The following is a 17,040-nucleotide window of genomic DNA, read 5'->3' on the forward strand; positions in this document are numbered from 1 at the left end:
ATGCTTATTCAGGACATTAAGAATTTAGAATACTTCCGTTCTGGCGACAACTGTTTATTATGCGAACTTTTACACCCTGAGAAAATAAAAGGCACTTTGCCTGAGAAACTCTCAATGAACTACAGTATAGCTCATGCAATAGTTCCTCGTGGTGAAAAATCACTTCCTCACAGACTTAAAAGTTCATCTGAGGTATATTACATACTTTCAGGGAGTGGAAAGATGCATATCGGAGATGAATCAGAATCAGTCTGTTCCGGTCAGGCAGTTTATATTCCACCGGGAGATGTTCAGTATATTGAAAATACAGGCGATTTAGATCTCGTTTTTCTTGCAATTGTAAGTCCTGAGTGGAGTTTGGAGGATGAAGAAGTAATATTGGATTAATAATCCCTGAATTTGATTTAGTTGCCGGATAACCAGATATAAGTATCATCTCTGGCAAAACCAAACTGTTTTATATTGACTGAAAAGAGATATTTTGTGATTAATAATGGGTAAGAAGAGTGGAAAAAAAGAGGCCGGAGGGAGAGAAAGAAGCAATATTATCTCCGGTGAGGAAAAATATCAGGTTAAATCCTTAAAAGATCTAAATTCAGAAAACTTAAAAGGAGTTTTAATGCATAACCGGTATGCACAGATGCTTATCCTGCTTGTCATTGCCGGATTTGTGCTTCGTTTCTACAATCTTGGATTTAATTCAATATGGCTGGATGAGGGATCAACTCTTGGTTTTGCAAAGCAGTCTTTATCCGGTATCTGGGCCGCAACTTCAGGAGGAGAATTCAACCCGCCACTTTTTTACTATATGGAGCATTTCATGCTTGTCTTTGGCGACAGCGAATTTACTCTGCGTTTTTTGCCGGCCCTATTTGGCTCTCTTACTGTTCCTGTAATGTATCTTATCGGAAGGGAAATCTCAGGAAGATTGGGAGGGATAATTGCGGCCGCTTTAATGGCATTTTCAACATTTCACATCTTCTACTCACAGGATGCACGTGCATACACAACAATGCTCTTCTTCTTCTCAATAGCAGTCTTCTTTTATCTTCTTGCATTAAAATCAGACTCTTATAAAGACTGGATTTGCTTTGGTGTTTTTTCTGCACTTTCTTTCTGGACGCATTTTTATGTTTTTGTAGCGATAGGAATTCTAATCCTGCATGCTTTGATTGTTAAAAGAGAATTAATAATTCGGGATATTAAAACAATAAAGCCGGTTTTAATCGGATTTTTATCATTTTTAATTGTAGCTCTTCCTATAATTTATGTGACAGTGGGGCTTTTTTTTAAAAGAACATCAGCAGCTCCTACGTGGGGTCTTTCAGGAGTGGATGTTTTTACAAGCACACTTATATTAATTTCAGGAAGTGAAATTTATCTTACTTTAATATTCTCAGTTCTTGCAGTTATTGGAATAATTTATCTTTTTATCAATGAAGATAAAAGAAACTATGCATATTTAATAATCCTTTCATTAATTCTGCCTTTTATTGTCAGTATTATTTTATCATCAAAAATACCGATGAGTCCAAGATATCTGATTTATATCCTTCCATTTTATTTTACTGCAATTGGAGCGGCTTTTGGATTTGTTCCCAAAGATATTGATTATAAGAAAGTTGCGGCTTTGGCAATGGCTGTTTTGTTTATAGTAAGTATTCCTTATTTTACAGCTTATTATACAAGTTATTCCAAGAACGACTGGAGAGGCTTTTCAGGGGCATTATCAGACATTACAGAAGATGGAGACTATGTTGTTGTAATGCCCGGATATATGAGACAGCCGCTTGATTATTATTATGACAGTAATATTGACGGTGTAATTGAGTTAACTGCGGATGATAGTGAAATGCTCGGAAAAATAGAGCTGCAAAGAGGAAACACGACTGCATATTATGTTGTTACGTGGGATCTAACCGCGGCAAACCCGGAGGGTGATGCTCTTTTATGGCTTAACACAAATACATTGACAGTTGGTCAATACATGGGAATATATCTTCTTAAATCAAAGTAATTAGGGATTACATATAAATGACCCGATATTCTCTTACAATAATCATCCCTACTTTTAACGAGATAGAAAATATTGAAAATATAATCATTGCTGTATCCGGTGTTTTGAAAAACAGCGGGATTGAAGGGGAAATTCTTGTTGTTGATGACGATTCAAAGGATGGAACAGTAGATTGTGTAAGAGAACTTTTAAAGACTCATCCTGAACTTTCACTTATAGTAAGGCCTGATGATCACGGTCTTTCACAATCTGTTGTTGAAGGCTTTCAAAAGGCAAAAGCGGATATTATCCAGGTTATAGATGCAGATTTTTCTCATCCGGTTGAACTCATCCCTAAATTTTATAGTGCGATAAAAGATGAAGGATATGATGTCTGTATTGGAAGCAGGTACACAAAAGGCGGGGATATTGAAAACTGGCCAATAAAACGCCGGATTATATCACTTGGTGCAACAGTTTTTGGAAGAGTTTTGTTTCCGGAGATAACTGATCCGGTAAGCGGTTTTTTTGCAATAAAAAAGGAAGTTGTATATGATGCTGACTTAAAACCCCGCGGGTACAAGATTTTGATGGAGGTTTTGGGGAAAGGCAGATGGGAAAATTTTAAAGAAATTCCTTTCACTTTCAGGGACAGGGAAGAGGGGGAGAGCAAACTTAAATTTTCAACAATTCTTGATTATATTGGCCAGTGTACTGACATAGGGGTGTATGCATTCAGGCACAGGGAGACCAATGTCTGGAAGGAATGGAAAAAAGTAATTAAATTTGGATTTGTTGGAATCTCCGGCATTTTTGTGAATACCGGAATTTTGTTTGCACTGACTGAATATATAGGCTTTTATTACCTTGTTTCTGCAATCTTTGCCATTGAAGCGTCTATAATTACAAATTTCCTACTTAATGACTACTGGACGTTTGATGGTGGAAATAATAGTCGGATGGCTAAAAAATGGAAGAGATTTGTATCGTTTCAGGTTGTCTCGGTGCTTGGTGTTGTGATAAATCTGGCTGTTTTGTTCATTCTCACTGAATTTATTGGTTTATGGTATATTTTGTCCAATATTGCCGGAATATTTGTTGCTTTTATATGGAATTTCTTTATCAACAGGAATTTTACGTGGCGGAGAGGATAAATATTAGAGATTTTAGAATGAAAAAAGAAAATTTTAGAAGCATAATTTGAAATAAATAATACATTAGATAAATAAAAATTATGTCATTGATGAAAATTTTAGGGGGTTAAATTGAATCTAATTGCTATATTTTTTATTTTAGGGTCAGAATGCCAATAAAATTGATAATATCCTTTGACTAAATTAATTACCCTGATTTATTATCATATAAGTAACTAATAGTAATCCTACTTAATGACTCAACCAGTTCTTACTGTGGCTATACTCGTATATAACGATGTAATGGCACTTAAATTGGCTGTACCAAAATCTCTTGAAGTACTAAATATAATGGATGTACCATATGAAATTCTGATTGTTGAGGATGCAAGTACTGACGGTAGTTATGAAGTAGCAACTGAATTTGCCAGTCATCCTATGATCCGTTTAAATCATAGCGACATTCGCAGAGGAAAGGGAGGTGCTTTAAATGATGCAGTTTTAGATTCAAGAGGTAGTATCTTTTGTTTTTATGATGTAGATTTATCGACTGATCTTATACATCTTCCTGATCTGGTAGGGTTAGTACAAAAAAATGCAGATATTGCTATTGGATCACGTATGATTGCCGGAAGCCAGGTTATACGCAACAATAAAAGAAACCTATCCAGTTCAATATTTAATTTTCTTGTTCGTTTTCTGTTAAGAAGTGAAATAAAAGATCATCAGTGTGGCTTTAAAGCATTTAAAAAAGATAAGCTAATGAAAATTCTTCCTTGTGTTTCTTCAAAAAAATGGACGTGGGATACTGAAATATTGGTACTTGCACAAAAAAAAGGATATATTATTGAGGAAATTCCGGTAAATTGGACAGAAACGGGTAAAACAAATCTTTGTTTTAAGGATACTTTTGAAATGGGCATATTTGTCCTTAAATTTGCATTGAGAATGCATCAATTTAAATGTATAGAATAGATTTTTTTCAAGAGATTGATCTGTTTATATAAAAATTCTCTTATTTTTAGATTTCCTGCTCTTATTTTTAAAAATCTTCTTGTTTTAGCTGATTACTCTCTTAATGAATGCAAAGAGTTTGTTGATTATCATTAAATTTTATATTATAAGATTGTTAATAATGCTTTTTTTCATAAAATATGTGTATATAAGTATCATTAAGAAAATTTTAAAAACAGAAAAATCAATTATCTCTAAATATAATTAGAATATAGGAGACAGCATGAATCAATTACTTGATTTTTTACTTAAAAAAATAACAGTTAATAATTTTATTTTATTTTTTATGCCTCTATTTCTTGTGTTTGTTGCATTTTATGACATAATTATAACAAGAAATTCATTTTTTGGGGGATGGCATGATATTTTGCATTATCATCTAACTGATTTGATATATCAAAAAGGTTTTTTTTTGTGGAATAATTTATGGATAACCGGTTTTCCGGAATTTGCAAGTCCTCAATCTGATTTTTATTATCCATTTGCACTGTTTTTTTCAGCTTTATTTGAAGATATATTCATGCAGGCAAACTTCAATGTCATGCTTCACCTTTTGATAGCATTTTTCACTTCATATCTTCTCTTTACTCATGTTAGTGAAAACAAAACATATCTTGCAATTTTTTCATTAAGTTATGTATTTTCGTCAATGATGCTTTTAAGGGTCCTTGCAGGTCATGAATTAATAATATGTGCACTTGCCTGGACTCCGCTTTTGTATTATTCATTCGCAAATATACTTTATAAATCAGAAATTAATATTAAAAATATTGTAATTTTCACTCTTTCATCTGCTTTAATCTTTTTAACTGGAGCATTGTATTATATCGCTTTTCCATATATTTTCATGGCCATTTTTTTACTTTACTTTATAATAACACAAAAAACTGATATTAAAGCAGTAATTGCCATTGCTGTAGCAACTATAATATTTTTATTGATATCTGCGGTAAAGGCCATTCCTTCAATACAGATTTCTGATAAAATAACACGAATAGATGGAGTAATTGATCCATTCAATGGCGGGGGGTCTTTGGAGAGCAATCTGGCATCATTTATTTTTGGAACTCCAATCAATCAGGGCTATTCTTTCACCGGTCTGCAGTATGGACTTCATGAAAGTGCTATATTTATTGGTGCAATTGGAGTATTTCTGGCAATAATCGCTTTAGTTTATGGCAAAAAAATAATTACAGTTCCATCGTTTTTCTCTATTGTTTTTGCATTAATTTGGGCTGATGGTGGTAAAACGGTCTTCTCATTTATCCATCTTCTTCCTTTTTTATCTTCATTCAGGTGTCCCGGGAGGATTTTTGGCTCATTACTTCCGATTTTTATTCTTTTAAGTCTGTATGGACTTTTAATTATTTCTCAAAAAATAAAGGAAGATAAATCATTCAGTCTGGATTCTTCACAAAAAAAGCATTTCTTATATGGATTGCTGATAATAATTGCTGTAAAACTTCTTGAACTGCCATTTCAGGAAATGGCTTCTGTTGAATTTTTAATAGCTTCTATTTTGGTTATATGTCTTTTAGCGGCTATCTTTTTCAATAAACTGACAAAAAACACTTTGGTATATTTATTCCTTATAGGTATATTTTCAAACATTGCGTTTTTGATTATTAATTTTTCATTTACTGCAGTGACTTTGATAAAAGCTTTTATTTTTGCGATTGTTATCCTGATTATTATAATATGCGAATTAAAACAAAATTCCTTTGACAAAAAATACGATCTGATTTCCATATTGGTATGTCTAAACATCATACTTTGTTGTGTTGCAGGATTATCTTTTGTAAAACCAAATATTCCAGGATTTGAGTCAAGTCCTGCAAATGATATTGTCCTTGAATTCAACAGTCTGCCAACAGATAATGTCCAGAAATGGGCAGTCACTACAGGATGGGCATTTGAAGATATGGATTATACATACGTATTTATGACAAATGGAATTCATTCTGTGAGTGCTTACAATGCATATTATCTGAATAATATGCTTCCTGTTTTCTATACTATTGATAATAATGTGTATTCGATTGCGGATTATATAGTTGATACAAATTATTTGAAAACAGGAGAACTGGCAAATGAGAATTACACAGCAATGGTTGATGGTGTGCCAATAACTGTTCCGGAAAAAATTTTGTCAAATGTCTTTGTTGTAAGGGAAAATGAAATAATTCCTGCAGATATTTTAAAATTCACGCCTGATGAGGTTATTGCAGAAGGTAATTTTAAGAAAGGTGATGTTGTTGTATTAAAGACTGCATACTATGATGGCTGGAAAGCAAATGGACAGGATGCAGAATCTGTTGTAAGTATGGTTGGTCATGGGATAATTTCAGATACTAATAGGGTTGTATTTAAATTTGAACCATCTTCGTTTGTTTTAGGCGCATTTTTCTCTGTTATGGGGTTGGTTTTGCTTGTAGCTTTGATAGTATTCAGAAGAAGAGTTGAAGCAGTATTTTTTGAAAACAAAGGACTTTCAGATGATAAAATAAATGAAAAGAAAGTAACTGAAAAGAAAACGAAACCAAAAAGCCAAAATAAAAAATAAAAAAGCAAACCTAAAATCCAACTATAACTTTTTTTTGAATTATTTAATGCTATTAAAAGATTATTCTGATAAACCTGATAATATTCTTTGGTTTTTCGGTATATATTGCCGGTTAGGAAATTTTCATGAAGGAATTATTCCCTTGTGAAAAATAATCATTTCATGAGTGATTATCATCAAAATCCTGAATGGATTAAAAAAAAAGAAATTAATCAGGTTTATTCAAACCAGATTTTTATACCAGATATCCACATTTGCTGTAACAATTTTATCTTTCTGGTTCCACAAAACAATGTTTAGATACTCCTCAGAATAAACCTCAATCTCTTTATAATTCACATCATCGTAGCGTTCTATTGGTGTAAATTCACCTGCATTGGTTGCAATCTTGTTTTTGAAGTTTGAAAGCTCCTTATCATTTAAGAAAAGAACTGTTATAGGATGATTTGCCGTAACTTTGATTTTTAAAGCCTTGAATTTTTGTCCGTTTACATTTGGACTGAATACAAAATATCCCCATAGAGCTTTTAGTGTAACATCGTTTGAATTCTCACGCCATACAATCCAGTCCAAATCCTCAGGAGAAGGTTGGCTTTCAGTAATCTCAGCAACTAATGTGGGAGTGGGGGTTGGCACAGCAGTTTCCTGCTCAATCTTCTGACTGTTCGTGCCCGTGCATCCTGCAAATACTATCGCCGCAATAAAAAGAACTGCTGAGGCCAAAAAAACAATTTTTTTATGATTTATGTCAAACATTTCAAATCACCAGTGTCGAGAGTTTATCAAAATAGTATATAGAGCTTTTCATTAATATGAAGGCTGTAGTATCCGGAAAATAGTTTTTCCCGGGTTCAGATTTAGAACTGATGTCTGATTACATTTTAAATTCTGACAGGAACTCCTCTATCTGCGAGGTATTTTTTGACATCTCCTACAGTCATCTCTCCGAAATGAAAAACTGATGCGGCAAGACAAGCGTCCGCATGTCCGTATACAAAACCGTCATAGAAGTGCTCTAATTTTCCAACACCGCCTGAAGCGATGACAGGAATTTTAACCTCTGATGCGATTTTGGATGTAATTGGTATATCAAATCCTTCCTTAACTCCGTCTGTCTCCATGGAAGTTAACAGAATTTCTCCACAGCCGAGTCTTTCAGCCTCTTTTGCCCATAAAACCGCATCAATTCCGGTCTGTTTGCTTCCGCCGTAGATAACAACCTCATACCAGCACTCACTTCCATCCGGCATAGAAATTATAGTGACATCATCTGAAAGGTTGTCATTTCGCCTGACATCAATTGCCGATACAATACACTGGTTTCCAAATTTCTCCGCTCCCTGTCTTATAAGGTCAGGATTTTTAATTCCGCTTGTGTTAATGGAGACTTTATCTGCACCGGCACGAAGAAGTGAGTGCATATCATCAACCGAACTAACTCCGCCTCCGACTGTTAAGGGAAGGAATAATTCATCAGCCGCACGGCGGATTACGTCAATTAATGCACTTCTGTTCTCCTTTGAAGCTGTGATGTCTAAAAATACAACCTCATCTGCACCCTGTTCGTTGTAGCGGGCCGCAAGTTCAACCGGGTCTCCTGCATCGCGAAGGCCGAGAAAATTTGTGCCTTTTACAACACGGCCGTCTTTTATGTCAAGGCATGGAATTATTCTTTTGGTAAGTGTCATTTTATCTAAACCTGTTTAATTTGATTTTTAATTTTCTTAACTGAAGCATTATTTTGAATCAGTCTCTCTGAACCATTCCTTTCGGCCCTGACGACATCTGTCCCTTGTCTTCTCAACTGTTATCTCGTAATGCTCAATTGCGGTTTTTACGCGTCCTGAGTCTTTTGTGATATCTGAAAAAGTGCCGTTGGAATTTTTTCTCCAGATAGTGCCTGAATTTTTATCAATATAGCATTCACGGGGAACAAACTCGCCGTAATGTATCAGTTCCTCTTTTAAACCTTTGTTAACCGGTACAAGCACTTTGTTTTTCATCTCTCCCCCTGCTGTAGATTTTGTGTGCCGGAATGGTAAATAACTATTACCTTGGGGGTTGAAAATAATAAGCAGTTTGATAGTTTTATAAAGGTGAGAATTTGAATACAGGCGAACTTAAAATGAGCTGGGCCAGGCAGTATATGCCTGTTCTTGGCGAAATCAGAAAAAGATTTGAGGCTGATAAGCCGTTATCGGATACAAAAATTGCAATGGCGCTTCATGTCGAGGCAAAAACAGCGGTACTTGTCGAGACTCTTGCTGCAGGAGGCGCTGAAGTATATATCACCGGATGTAACCCTCTTTCAACACAGGATGACGTTGCACAGGCCTTAAATTCTGTAAATGGCGTTCACTGCTTTGCAAAGCGTGCATGTAGTGTTGAGGAGTATTACGGTGGAATCGATAAGGTTTTAGACGCAAATCCGACTGTGACAATCGATGACGGAATGGACTTAATTCACCGCCTTCACACCGAAAGACGCGAGCTTTTGGACAATATCACCGGCGGGTGCGAAGAGACGACAACAGGTATTCACCGCCTTCGCTCGATGGCGGCTGATGGGAAGCTCGAATTTCCGGTAATTGCCGTTAATGACACTCCTATGAAACGCTGTTTTGATAATGTCCATGGTACAGGCGAGAGCGCTCTTTCAGCAGTTATGATTACGACCAACACTTTAATTGGTGGAAAATGGTTTGTTGTTGCAGGATACGGTTACTGCGGACGTGGTCTTGCAAAGATGGCTCATGGTCTTGGCGCAAAGGTAATTGTCACTGAGATTGACCCAAGGCGTGCACTTGAGGCTCATATGGACGGCTATCATGTAATGACAATGGATGAGGCGGCAAAGACTGGAGATATTTTTGTAACAACTACCGGAAATACATCTATTATTACAGGCAGGCATTTCCCTCTTATGAAGGACGGTGCAATTTTGTCAAACGCAGGGCACTTTAATGTCGAAATTGACATCCCGTGGCTTGAGGCAAACAAGGAAGGCTTTGAACAGCGTGACGGAATTGACACATACGTGATTAAGGGTAAGAAAATAAGCGTTTTGGCAGAAGGCCGCCTTGTAAACCTTGCCGTTCCCAAAGGTATGGGTCATCCGGTTGAGGTCATGGATTTATCATTTGCACTTCAGGCATTATGTTCTGAATACATCAAAAACGAAGGCCAAAAGCTCTCCGGCGGTGTGTATGAGGTGCCAAATGAGATTGATATTACGGTTGCTTCATTAAAGCTTTCATCTCTTGATGTTTCGATTGACAAATTAACCGAATACCAGGAGAAATACATGACCAGCTGGGATATCGGAACTTAAATGAATATACAGAATCTGCCAAATATTCACAGCTGAATAAAAATTATCTTGAACCACTTCGTAAAAAAGAATTCATCGAAATTAAAGGAAAAGGGAGAGCTGCACGAATTTTTATCACAGAAGATGGAAAAAATATATTAAAATTCCTACCTAAGTAAATTTTTATTTTTTTCATCAGCTTAATTTCCCCCTATCAAATTTCATTATCATTATCTATCAGAATGTAATAAACTGATAGATAATGATAATAAGGATCAGACAAATATATGAAATTTAATCATGAAACTCCCTCTAATTCCTGAATATTCCATTGAAGATGCAAAAAAGGCATGGGAATATGCTGATACATTTGATGTAATTGATGCCGTTTTCAAATACAATAAAAAATATCTCCACTGGGAAGAGCTAAAATACCGTGAACTTCCTGCAGACCCTCTTTATATCTGGATTCTGATGAAGGCTTTCAGAAAGAGGGATATGAAATATCTTACCTTTGATACAATTGATTTAAAATACGATCTTCTCGATGATTTCCTTGAAAAGCTTCATTTTTTGGATAAATCAGCGGCAGGGAGCATTTCATCCGGCCTTGATTCGATATCCCGTGACAGGGATCAGTTTATAATAAATTCATTAATGGAGGAGGCAATCGCATCAAGCCAGATTGAAGGGGCAACAGTCACAAGAAAAATTGCAAAAAGGATGCTTCGTGAAAAGAGGAAACCAGTCAACAAGGACGAGCGGATGATTCTTAACAACTATATCACGATGAAAGAGATCATCAAAATAAAAAATCAGGATCTAACTCCTGAACTTATTCTTAAAATTCATACCACTATTACCAGCGATACTCTCGATGATCCAAAAGATGAAGGGAGACTGAGGGACAACAATGAGATAAGAGTCTTTGATTTAAGGGGGAATATCCTGCACACTCCTCCGGATTTTAAGCTAATTGAAGAACTCATCGAAAAATTCTGTGAGTTTGCAAACAGTGACGATGAGCAGTTTATTCATCCGGTTATAAAAGGGATAATCCTTCATTTTTTGATAGGATATATCCATCCGTTCAATGATGGAAACGGCCGGTGTGCACGAAGTATTTTTTATTGGTATTTGCTCAGAAAAGATTACTGGCTCTTTAAATATATGGCTGTATCAAGAGCGATAAAGGATTCAAAAGGCCAGTACAAGATGGCATATCAGTATACGGAAAGTGATGAAAACGATCTCACATACTTTATCCGATACAATCTTGCAGCAGTAAAAACCGCAGTCGACAACATTCTGAAGTATATCGAGAAAAAACAGAGAGAAAGCATACAGGGATTAAAAATTCTTCAGGACAGTGACGGACTGAATCTTCGCCAGGCAGAAATAATCAAATCCCTCATAAAAAGCCCGGATAAACCAATAACAATTAAAGAGATTATTGAGACATACCACGTAGCCTATGCAACAGCTAGAAATGATCTCTTCCATCTCGAAAAATCCGGGTATTTATTAAAACAGAAATCAGGAAAGGAGTATATTTTCATATTCAGGGGGTTGAAAAAAGAATGACTCCCTACAAATTCACAGAATCCAAAGTAGAAGTAGCCGCCCTTGAATGGTTCGCCGATCTTGGCTCTGATATCATCTCCGGCTACAAAATTCCTGTAAGACCAAATGCTTCCGAACAGGTTGCTGATTCCTGCAGAAATCCTTAACAATATTTTTTCTCCCTGCTCTGATAAAAGAAGTCAGATTTTATTGGATTTTTTAAATCAAAGGTAGCTGATATTATGCAACGGCGTTTTTGTTAATTGTTTCAATTATCTTTCTGATTGTGATAATTTCATTCATATCAAATATTTCAGAGATGCTTCCGGAATCAGTAAACGGAGATTCCATTAAAACACTGCTGTCCTTCATTATTCCGTTCTTTGATATGTAGTCGATTATTTTTTTGCTCCTGCGTAAGCAGTATCTGCTATTGGGATAATCTAATTATTATGACAAAATCTGTGCCTTCAGACCCCCAAAATTCCCCGCCTCTCTTAGACTTTCACAACATAACTGTTCTTAGGGATGAAAAAAAAGTCCTGGATTCAGTATCTTTAAAAGTCGGCGCCGGTGAGCATATAGCAGTTTTAGGTCCGAACGGTTCGGGGAAGTCCTCATTTATAAGAACAATAACACGTGAAAACTACCCCTTACTCAAAAAAGACATGCGGTTTAAAATCCTCGGAGAGGAGGTATGGCATGTATCTGATTTAAGAGAAAACTTAGGCATTGTTTCAGCCGATCTTCAGTTCACATTCACCCGCAACACAACCGGCCGCGATGTCATATTATCCGGTTTTTTCTCAAGCATCGGCCTTTTCTTTCATCATGATGTTACAGCAGAAATGAACAATAAAGCTGATGAAATAATCAGTTTTCTAGACATTAGTGAGCTTCAAAACCGCCCTATGAGAAATTTGTCAACAGGTGAACAGAGGCGGTTTTTAATCGGGCGTGCACTTGTTCATGAACCTAAGGCTCTTGTTCTTGATGAGCCGGCATCCGGTCTTGATCTTTTTGCACTGCACAGGTTTAGGGATACAATCAGAAAGATAGCACAGTCAGGCACAGGCATAATTATGGTAACGCACAACCTCCATGACATAATTCCAGAAATATCAAGGGTTGTTCTGATGAAAAACGGCAGGTTTTTTATGGACGGAAAAAAAGAGGATATTTTAACTGACGAAATTATCGGAGGGCTCTTTGATGTACCTTTAAAAATTAAGGAAGAAGACGGCTGGTATTATGCAACAGGATACTAAAACAAAAAAAAGTAAAGAGGAAAAAAAATAAATTTTTAGGGGATTGTTATCAAATGGAAAGTGAAAAAAGATTTTTTTTAATTATAATTGTATTTCTCTGTGGAATTATTGTTGGATTCTGCATATTTGCATTATCTCCTTTAAGTTTTAATGATTTGAAAAATGATGGCAAAATAAAATATATCTATACTGAGGATGTACCAAAACCTATCGGCCCTTACAGTCAGGGGGTATTATGCAACGGCTTTTTCTATACTGCAGGACAGATTGGAATTTTACCCTCCGGAGAAATAATATCTTCAGATCTTTCAGATCAGACAATTCAGGTTATGAAAAATTTAAAAGCAGTTCTGGCATCTGAGGGTCTTTCATTCTCAGATGTTTTGTCTGTTAAGATATATCTTACAGATGTTGAAGGATTTGATGTTGTTAATTCAATATATGGGAGTTATTTCCCTTCAAATGCACCTGCAAGATCTGTAATTGAAGTCTCCTCTCTTCCTGGCGGCGCAAAAATAGAGATAGATATGATAGCAGTGCAGAATTGATTCTGCATCTTTGTTTATCTAAGCGGAAGATATGGAATTGTCGGGAAAAGTTCGCTTTTTAATCTCTCCATTCCAACTCTTTCCATGAAGCGTGCAGTCCTCTCTCCTGGTTTTCCGTTTGCTTTGTAGTATTCAAGAAGTCTTTTTGTTAAGTCCAAAACCTCATCTTTTGTTAAGTCTTTTGCAATCACATCTCCTATTCTTGGTCTTCCGCCGGAATTTCCGCCAAAAATCACTGTCCAGCCCTTACCTGATCCAAAAACACCGATATCTCTCATATAGCTTTCACCACAACACCTGGGGCATCCGGAAACGCCCATTTTTAATTTGGCGTGCAGGTCCATCTTCTGATAAAGCTCTTCCATCTCAAGGCCAAGTCCAAGGGAGTCCTGGTTTCCAAGTTTACATACTGCAGTGCCGGGGCATGTCTGAACATAGTGAAGGCATGGCGCTGTCGCCTCTCCGATTGGCATCCCAAGATCAGTTTTTACTTTGTCAATATCCTCCTCTTTTATTCCGACAAGCGCCATTCTCTGGCCTGATGTCATTTTTATAATGGGAATGTTGTATTTACGAACCGTTTTTACAATGTTTTCAAGGTTTTCAGGTGTAACAATTCCTGCCGGACTTCTTGGAACAACAGCGTATGTTTCTCTGTCTCTCTGAACAATTGCTCCTTCAATCTTTTCTTTAATTTTTAATCCCTCCTTATGAATTTAAATCGGGTATAGTCCTTTTAATCAGATAAAGGTTTTCCTGAAATCAAATCTGAGTTTTCCTGAAACAAAATCTGAATAAATCTGAGATTTAAGGCCCTCCACGGTTGAAAAAAATAATAATTTCAGTATAATATTTAAAAAAACGTTCATGAAACTAAGGTTTCATGCAACAGTTTCATGTAAATCACAAAGTGATTTTCATTGCAAATGGGAAAATCCGGCAGGTGAATTTTAAAATTTTGTATATCTTAAAAAATCAGAATTTCTTCTTCTTCAGGCATTCCAAGTTCGTTTTTGACAGCCGAAACATCTGTCTCTTTGATTCCTATCAGAATGATTTTTTGATCAGAGGAGATTTTAATTATTGGTATATTGTATTTTTTTACGGTTTTGGCAATTTTTTCAAACGATTCCAAAGATATGACTCCTCCGGTACTTCTTGGAATTGTAACTGATGCCTCTTTTACTTTTGGAAGAAAATTAATAATCTCCTGAATATTCATTTCAGACATTTTTGTTTATGTTTTCATATAGACTGCCAAGTAATATAATAATATCCTAATGTGCATGTCAGCGGTGACAGGCAAAAAAATTTTGGAGAACCAAAAAATAAATTAATTGTTCAAATTAATTAGTATCTTAGGTAATATGAACGCAGTTTTGGCTGAAAATCTTGTAAAATCATTTGGAGATGTAAGAGCGGTTGACAACGTCAGTCTGACAATAAAGGAAGGAGAGATCTTTGGATTTTTAGGGCCAAACGGTGCGGGAAAGACTACGACAATCAGAATGATAACAGGAGTTTTAATTCCGGATTTTGGAGATGTGAAAATATTCGGGACTGACATCCACAAAGATCCCATAACCTCCAAGCTTAATATGGGAATAATCCCGGAAAACGGAACTGTATATGCTGATTTAACCGCTCTTCAGAATGTGTTGCTGACAGCTAAGTTCTATGGGATGAAAAAGAATGAGCGGGAAATGCGGGCAAATGAGGTTTTGGAAAACCTTGGGCTTTCTGAGAGGAAAAATTCTCTTGTCCGGTCTTTTTCAAAAGGAATGCGCCAGAGAGTTGCGATTGCGGCCGCAATTGTCCATTCACCGAAACTTTTGATTCTTGATGAGCCTACAACCGGTCTTGATGTTTACAGCAGAAGGCTTGTTATTGATACTGTAAGGGAGATGAACAGTAAGGCAAGCACAATTCTTCTGACAACTCATAATATAGAAGAGGCAAATGCATTATGTTCTAAAGTTGCCGTGATAAACAAAGGAAAGATTGCCGCTGTAGAAAGTCCTGAAAAGCTTAAAAAAACCTTTGATACATCCGGATATGTCGAGGTTTCGTTTGACAGAAATGTTTCAGAAGAGGTATTCTCATATCAGGGAATTGAAAAAGCCGAAAAATGGGGGGATAAGTGGCGAATCTATTCAGACGATCCTGACAGGACTGTTAAATTTTTGTCAGCGCTTGCAGAGCGTGAAAAATTAAAGTTTGTTGGAATTTCAACCTCAAACCCCTCACTTGAAGAGGCTTTTGTAAAACTCACAGAGGAGGACTGATATGAACTTTTCAGTTTTTTTGCACAGCATCCTTATCGTTGCAGAAAAAAACATGCGTATTTACTACTTCAAAGGGCCTGTAATGGTATTTGGGCTTTTGTTTCCGTTTCTTATGTTTACAGCATTCTTCATAGGACGTTCCCTTGACATTAAGGCTTTCTTTCCGGGATTTTTGGGGATGATGCTCTTTTTTACGGCATCCTCTGTCGGCCCTCTTATCACTCCGTGGGAGAAGCGTGAAAAAACATATGAAAGGCTGATATCTCTTCCGGTAATTCTGGAAAGCATAATTGCAGGAGACATTTTGGCAGGTGCAGTCTTTGGTTTTGCAATCTCAACAGTTGTATTTCTGATATGCATGATATTTATTGATCTTTTGGTTGTGGATGTAATCGTGCTTATAATTGCCATGCTTCTTGGTTCTATCGCCTTTGCAGCGCTTGGGACACTTCTTGCATCGCCAACAACAGACAATCCGTCAAACATAATGATGCTCTCAAGTCTCATCCGGCTTCCGCTTATCTTTGTATCCGGAATATTCATACCTTTAGGCGATCTGTCAGGCTGGCTTTTTGTTTTATCTTCCTTATCTCCGCTTACATATCTTGTGGATCTCTTAAACGGTGCCTTTGGAAACAGTGCATTTTATCCTGCATGGTTTGATATTTTAGTGATTCTTGCTGTGATTTTTGTATTTGTTCTTCTGACAAAGGTCATCCAGAGAAGAAATCTTGTCAGGGGTGTCTGATGTATATTTAACAGGCCTGAAACTGATAAGCCGGGCGAGGCATAGATATATATTGTTAACGTGCTTAACTAAAATGGAGCAGAACCGGGCAGGTAATATTTGGTATGAGTAAAAAAATTCAGAATGATGACTTTTCACAAATATCTGAAAAATGGATAAGAATTTTAAATAAAATTGATTCAGAAGAAAAAACTCCCGGAGATTTTGGTACAGGAGATCTTCTTCACCGCTCTGAGATTCATACAGTTATGGCAATAGGGGACAACCCCGGAATAAATGTGACTAATCTTTCTGAAAATCTTGGAATTTCAAAAAGTGCCATATCACAGATGATAAAAAAGCTTGAGCGAAAAAAACTTATTGAGAAATTTATTGAACCGGAGAATAAAAAAGAGATAAGGCTTTTTTTATCTCCTAAAGGAAAAATTGCATATCTTGGGCATGAACAGCATCATGCAAAGATATTTGCAAAGATGCATAGTAAAATGAGTAGCCTTGAAAGTTCTGAGCTTAAATTGATTTTAAGGTTTTTATCAGCTGTTGAAGAGACTTTTGATGAATGCGAAAAAGAGAGGATTTAATTTTTTTTGAAAATCCAAATTGTTAATCTGC

At 36.2% G+C, this 17,040-nt stretch carries 20 protein-coding genes; 14 read left to right on the forward strand and 6 right to left on the reverse strand.

Features of this window, described 5'->3' with window-relative positions; translation table 11 throughout:
• From L1994_RS00005 to L1994_RS00025, 5 genes are all read left to right on the forward strand, one after another.
• Positions 1–387, forward strand: coding sequence for a cupin domain-containing protein (locus L1994_RS00005; protein WP_278099652.1), 387 nt, complete (start codon positions 1–3; stop codon positions 385–387).
• Between the two features lie 106 nt (positions 388–493).
• Positions 494–2,017 (forward strand): glycosyltransferase family 39 protein, encoded by a 1,524-nt coding sequence (locus tag L1994_RS00010; RefSeq protein WP_278099653.1) that lies wholly within the window; start codon positions 494–496, stop codon positions 2,015–2,017.
• Between the two features lie 17 nt (positions 2,018–2,034).
• Positions 2,035–3,150, forward strand: a complete 1,116-nt coding sequence (locus L1994_RS00015) for a glycosyltransferase (protein WP_278099654.1) — start codon at positions 2,035–2,037, stop codon at positions 3,148–3,150.
• A gap of 234 nt (positions 3,151–3,384) precedes the next feature.
• A complete protein-coding gene (locus L1994_RS00020) occupies positions 3,385–4,104 on the forward strand; it encodes a glycosyltransferase (protein ID WP_278099655.1) in 720 nt (239 codons plus the stop codon).
• Positions 4,105–4,555: 451 nt separating this feature from the next.
• Positions 4,556–6,706 (forward strand): glycosyltransferase family protein, encoded by a 2,151-nt coding sequence (locus L1994_RS00025; RefSeq protein WP_278099656.1) that lies wholly within the window; start codon positions 4,556–4,558, stop codon positions 6,704–6,706.
• Positions 6,707–6,928: 222 nt separating this feature from the next.
• Here the strand turns inward: L1994_RS00025 and L1994_RS00030 are convergent, their stop codons facing one another.
• From L1994_RS00030 to L1994_RS00040, 3 genes are all read right to left on the reverse strand, one after another.
• Positions 6,929–7,462: a hypothetical protein gene (locus tag L1994_RS00030; RefSeq protein WP_278099657.1), complete on the reverse strand. Its 534-nt coding sequence runs from the start codon at positions 7,460–7,462 to the stop codon at positions 6,929–6,931.
• Between the two features lie 125 nt (positions 7,463–7,587).
• A complete protein-coding gene (gene hisF / locus L1994_RS00035) occupies positions 7,588–8,394 on the reverse strand; it encodes an imidazole glycerol phosphate synthase subunit HisF (RefSeq protein WP_278099658.1) in 807 nt (268 codons plus the stop codon).
• Positions 8,395–8,442: 48 nt separating this feature from the next.
• On the reverse strand, positions 8,443–8,709 hold the full coding sequence (locus tag L1994_RS00040) for a hypothetical protein (protein ID WP_278099659.1): 267 nt from the start codon (positions 8,707–8,709) through the stop codon (positions 8,443–8,445).
• A 101-nt stretch (positions 8,710–8,810) separates the two neighbouring features.
• On the opposite strand from L1994_RS00040, the gene L1994_RS00045 reads away from it, so the two are divergent.
• The 4 genes from L1994_RS00045 to L1994_RS00055 all read left to right on the forward strand — a co-directional run bounded on the left by L1994_RS00045 (position 8,811) and on the right by L1994_RS00055 (position 11,746).
• Positions 8,811–10,037 carry an adenosylhomocysteinase gene (locus tag L1994_RS00045; RefSeq protein WP_278099660.1) on the forward strand — a complete coding sequence of 409 codons (1,227 nt, stop codon included), beginning with the start codon at positions 8,811–8,813 and terminating at the stop codon, positions 10,035–10,037.
• Positions 10,019–10,195: a DUF6293 family protein gene (locus tag L1994_RS11910; protein WP_422656664.1), complete on the forward strand. Its 177-nt coding sequence runs from the start codon at positions 10,019–10,021 to the stop codon at positions 10,193–10,195. The genes L1994_RS00045 and L1994_RS11910 overlap by 19 nt, the downstream gene beginning before the upstream one ends.
• A gap of 121 nt (positions 10,196–10,316) precedes the next feature.
• The gene (locus tag L1994_RS00050; RefSeq protein ID WP_278099661.1) at positions 10,317–11,600 is read left to right on the forward strand and encodes a Fic family protein; all 1,284 of its coding nucleotides are present in this window, start codon (positions 10,317–10,319) and stop codon (positions 11,598–11,600) included.
• The gene (locus tag L1994_RS00055; protein ID WP_278099662.1) at positions 11,597–11,746 is read left to right on the forward strand and encodes a hypothetical protein; all 150 of its coding nucleotides are present in this window, start codon (positions 11,597–11,599) and stop codon (positions 11,744–11,746) included. The genes L1994_RS00050 and L1994_RS00055 overlap by 4 nt, the downstream gene beginning before the upstream one ends.
• A gap of 73 nt (positions 11,747–11,819) precedes the next feature.
• On the opposite strand, the gene L1994_RS00060 is transcribed toward L1994_RS00055, so the two are convergent.
• On the reverse strand, positions 11,820–11,951 hold the full coding sequence (locus L1994_RS00060) for a hypothetical protein (RefSeq protein WP_278099663.1): 132 nt from the start codon (positions 11,949–11,951) through the stop codon (positions 11,820–11,822).
• A gap of 80 nt (positions 11,952–12,031) precedes the next feature.
• Between L1994_RS00060 and L1994_RS00065 the strand changes: the two genes are divergently transcribed.
• Both L1994_RS00065 and L1994_RS00070 read left to right on the forward strand, forming a co-directional pair.
• Positions 12,032–12,847, forward strand: a complete 816-nt coding sequence (locus L1994_RS00065; protein WP_278099664.1) for an ABC transporter ATP-binding protein — start codon at positions 12,032–12,034, stop codon at positions 12,845–12,847.
• A 53-nt stretch (positions 12,848–12,900) separates the two neighbouring features.
• On the forward strand, positions 12,901–13,395 hold the full coding sequence (locus L1994_RS00070; RefSeq protein ID WP_278099665.1) for a Rid family detoxifying hydrolase: 495 nt from the start codon (positions 12,901–12,903) through the stop codon (positions 13,393–13,395).
• Positions 13,396–13,409: 14 nt separating this feature from the next.
• On the opposite strand, the gene L1994_RS00075 is transcribed toward L1994_RS00070, so the two are convergent.
• Both L1994_RS00075 and L1994_RS00080 read right to left on the reverse strand, forming a co-directional pair.
• On the reverse strand, positions 13,410–14,111 hold the full coding sequence (locus L1994_RS00075; RefSeq protein WP_341275818.1) for a nitrite/sulfite reductase domain-containing protein: 702 nt from the start codon (positions 14,109–14,111) through the stop codon (positions 13,410–13,412).
• 251 nt (positions 14,112–14,362) lie between these two features.
• Complete coding sequence (locus tag L1994_RS00080) at positions 14,363–14,626, reverse strand: hypothetical protein (RefSeq protein WP_278099666.1); 264 nt, start codon at positions 14,624–14,626, stop codon at positions 14,363–14,365.
• Between the two features lie 136 nt (positions 14,627–14,762).
• Here L1994_RS00080 and L1994_RS00085 point away from each other — a divergent pair, with 136 nt between their 5' ends.
• The 3 genes from L1994_RS00085 (at position 14,763) to L1994_RS00095 (ending at position 17,009) form a co-directional block, all read left to right on the forward strand.
• Positions 14,763–15,680, forward strand: coding sequence for an ABC transporter ATP-binding protein (locus L1994_RS00085; RefSeq protein ID WP_278099667.1), 918 nt, complete (start codon positions 14,763–14,765; stop codon positions 15,678–15,680).
• Position 15,681: 1 nt separating this feature from the next.
• Entirely contained in the window at positions 15,682–16,428 is a 747-nt protein-coding gene (locus L1994_RS00090; RefSeq protein WP_278099668.1) for an ABC transporter permease, read from the forward strand.
• Between the two features lie 104 nt (positions 16,429–16,532).
• Positions 16,533–17,009: a MarR family winged helix-turn-helix transcriptional regulator gene (locus L1994_RS00095; RefSeq protein WP_278099669.1), complete on the forward strand. Its 477-nt coding sequence runs from the start codon at positions 16,533–16,535 to the stop codon at positions 17,007–17,009.
• The last annotated feature ends 31 nt before the right edge of the window (positions 17,010–17,040 follow it).

The organism is Methanomicrobium antiquum, from assembly GCF_029633915.1.
In the GTDB taxonomy this organism is placed as follows: domain Archaea; phylum Halobacteriota; class Methanomicrobia; order Methanomicrobiales; family Methanomicrobiaceae; genus Methanomicrobium; species Methanomicrobium antiquum.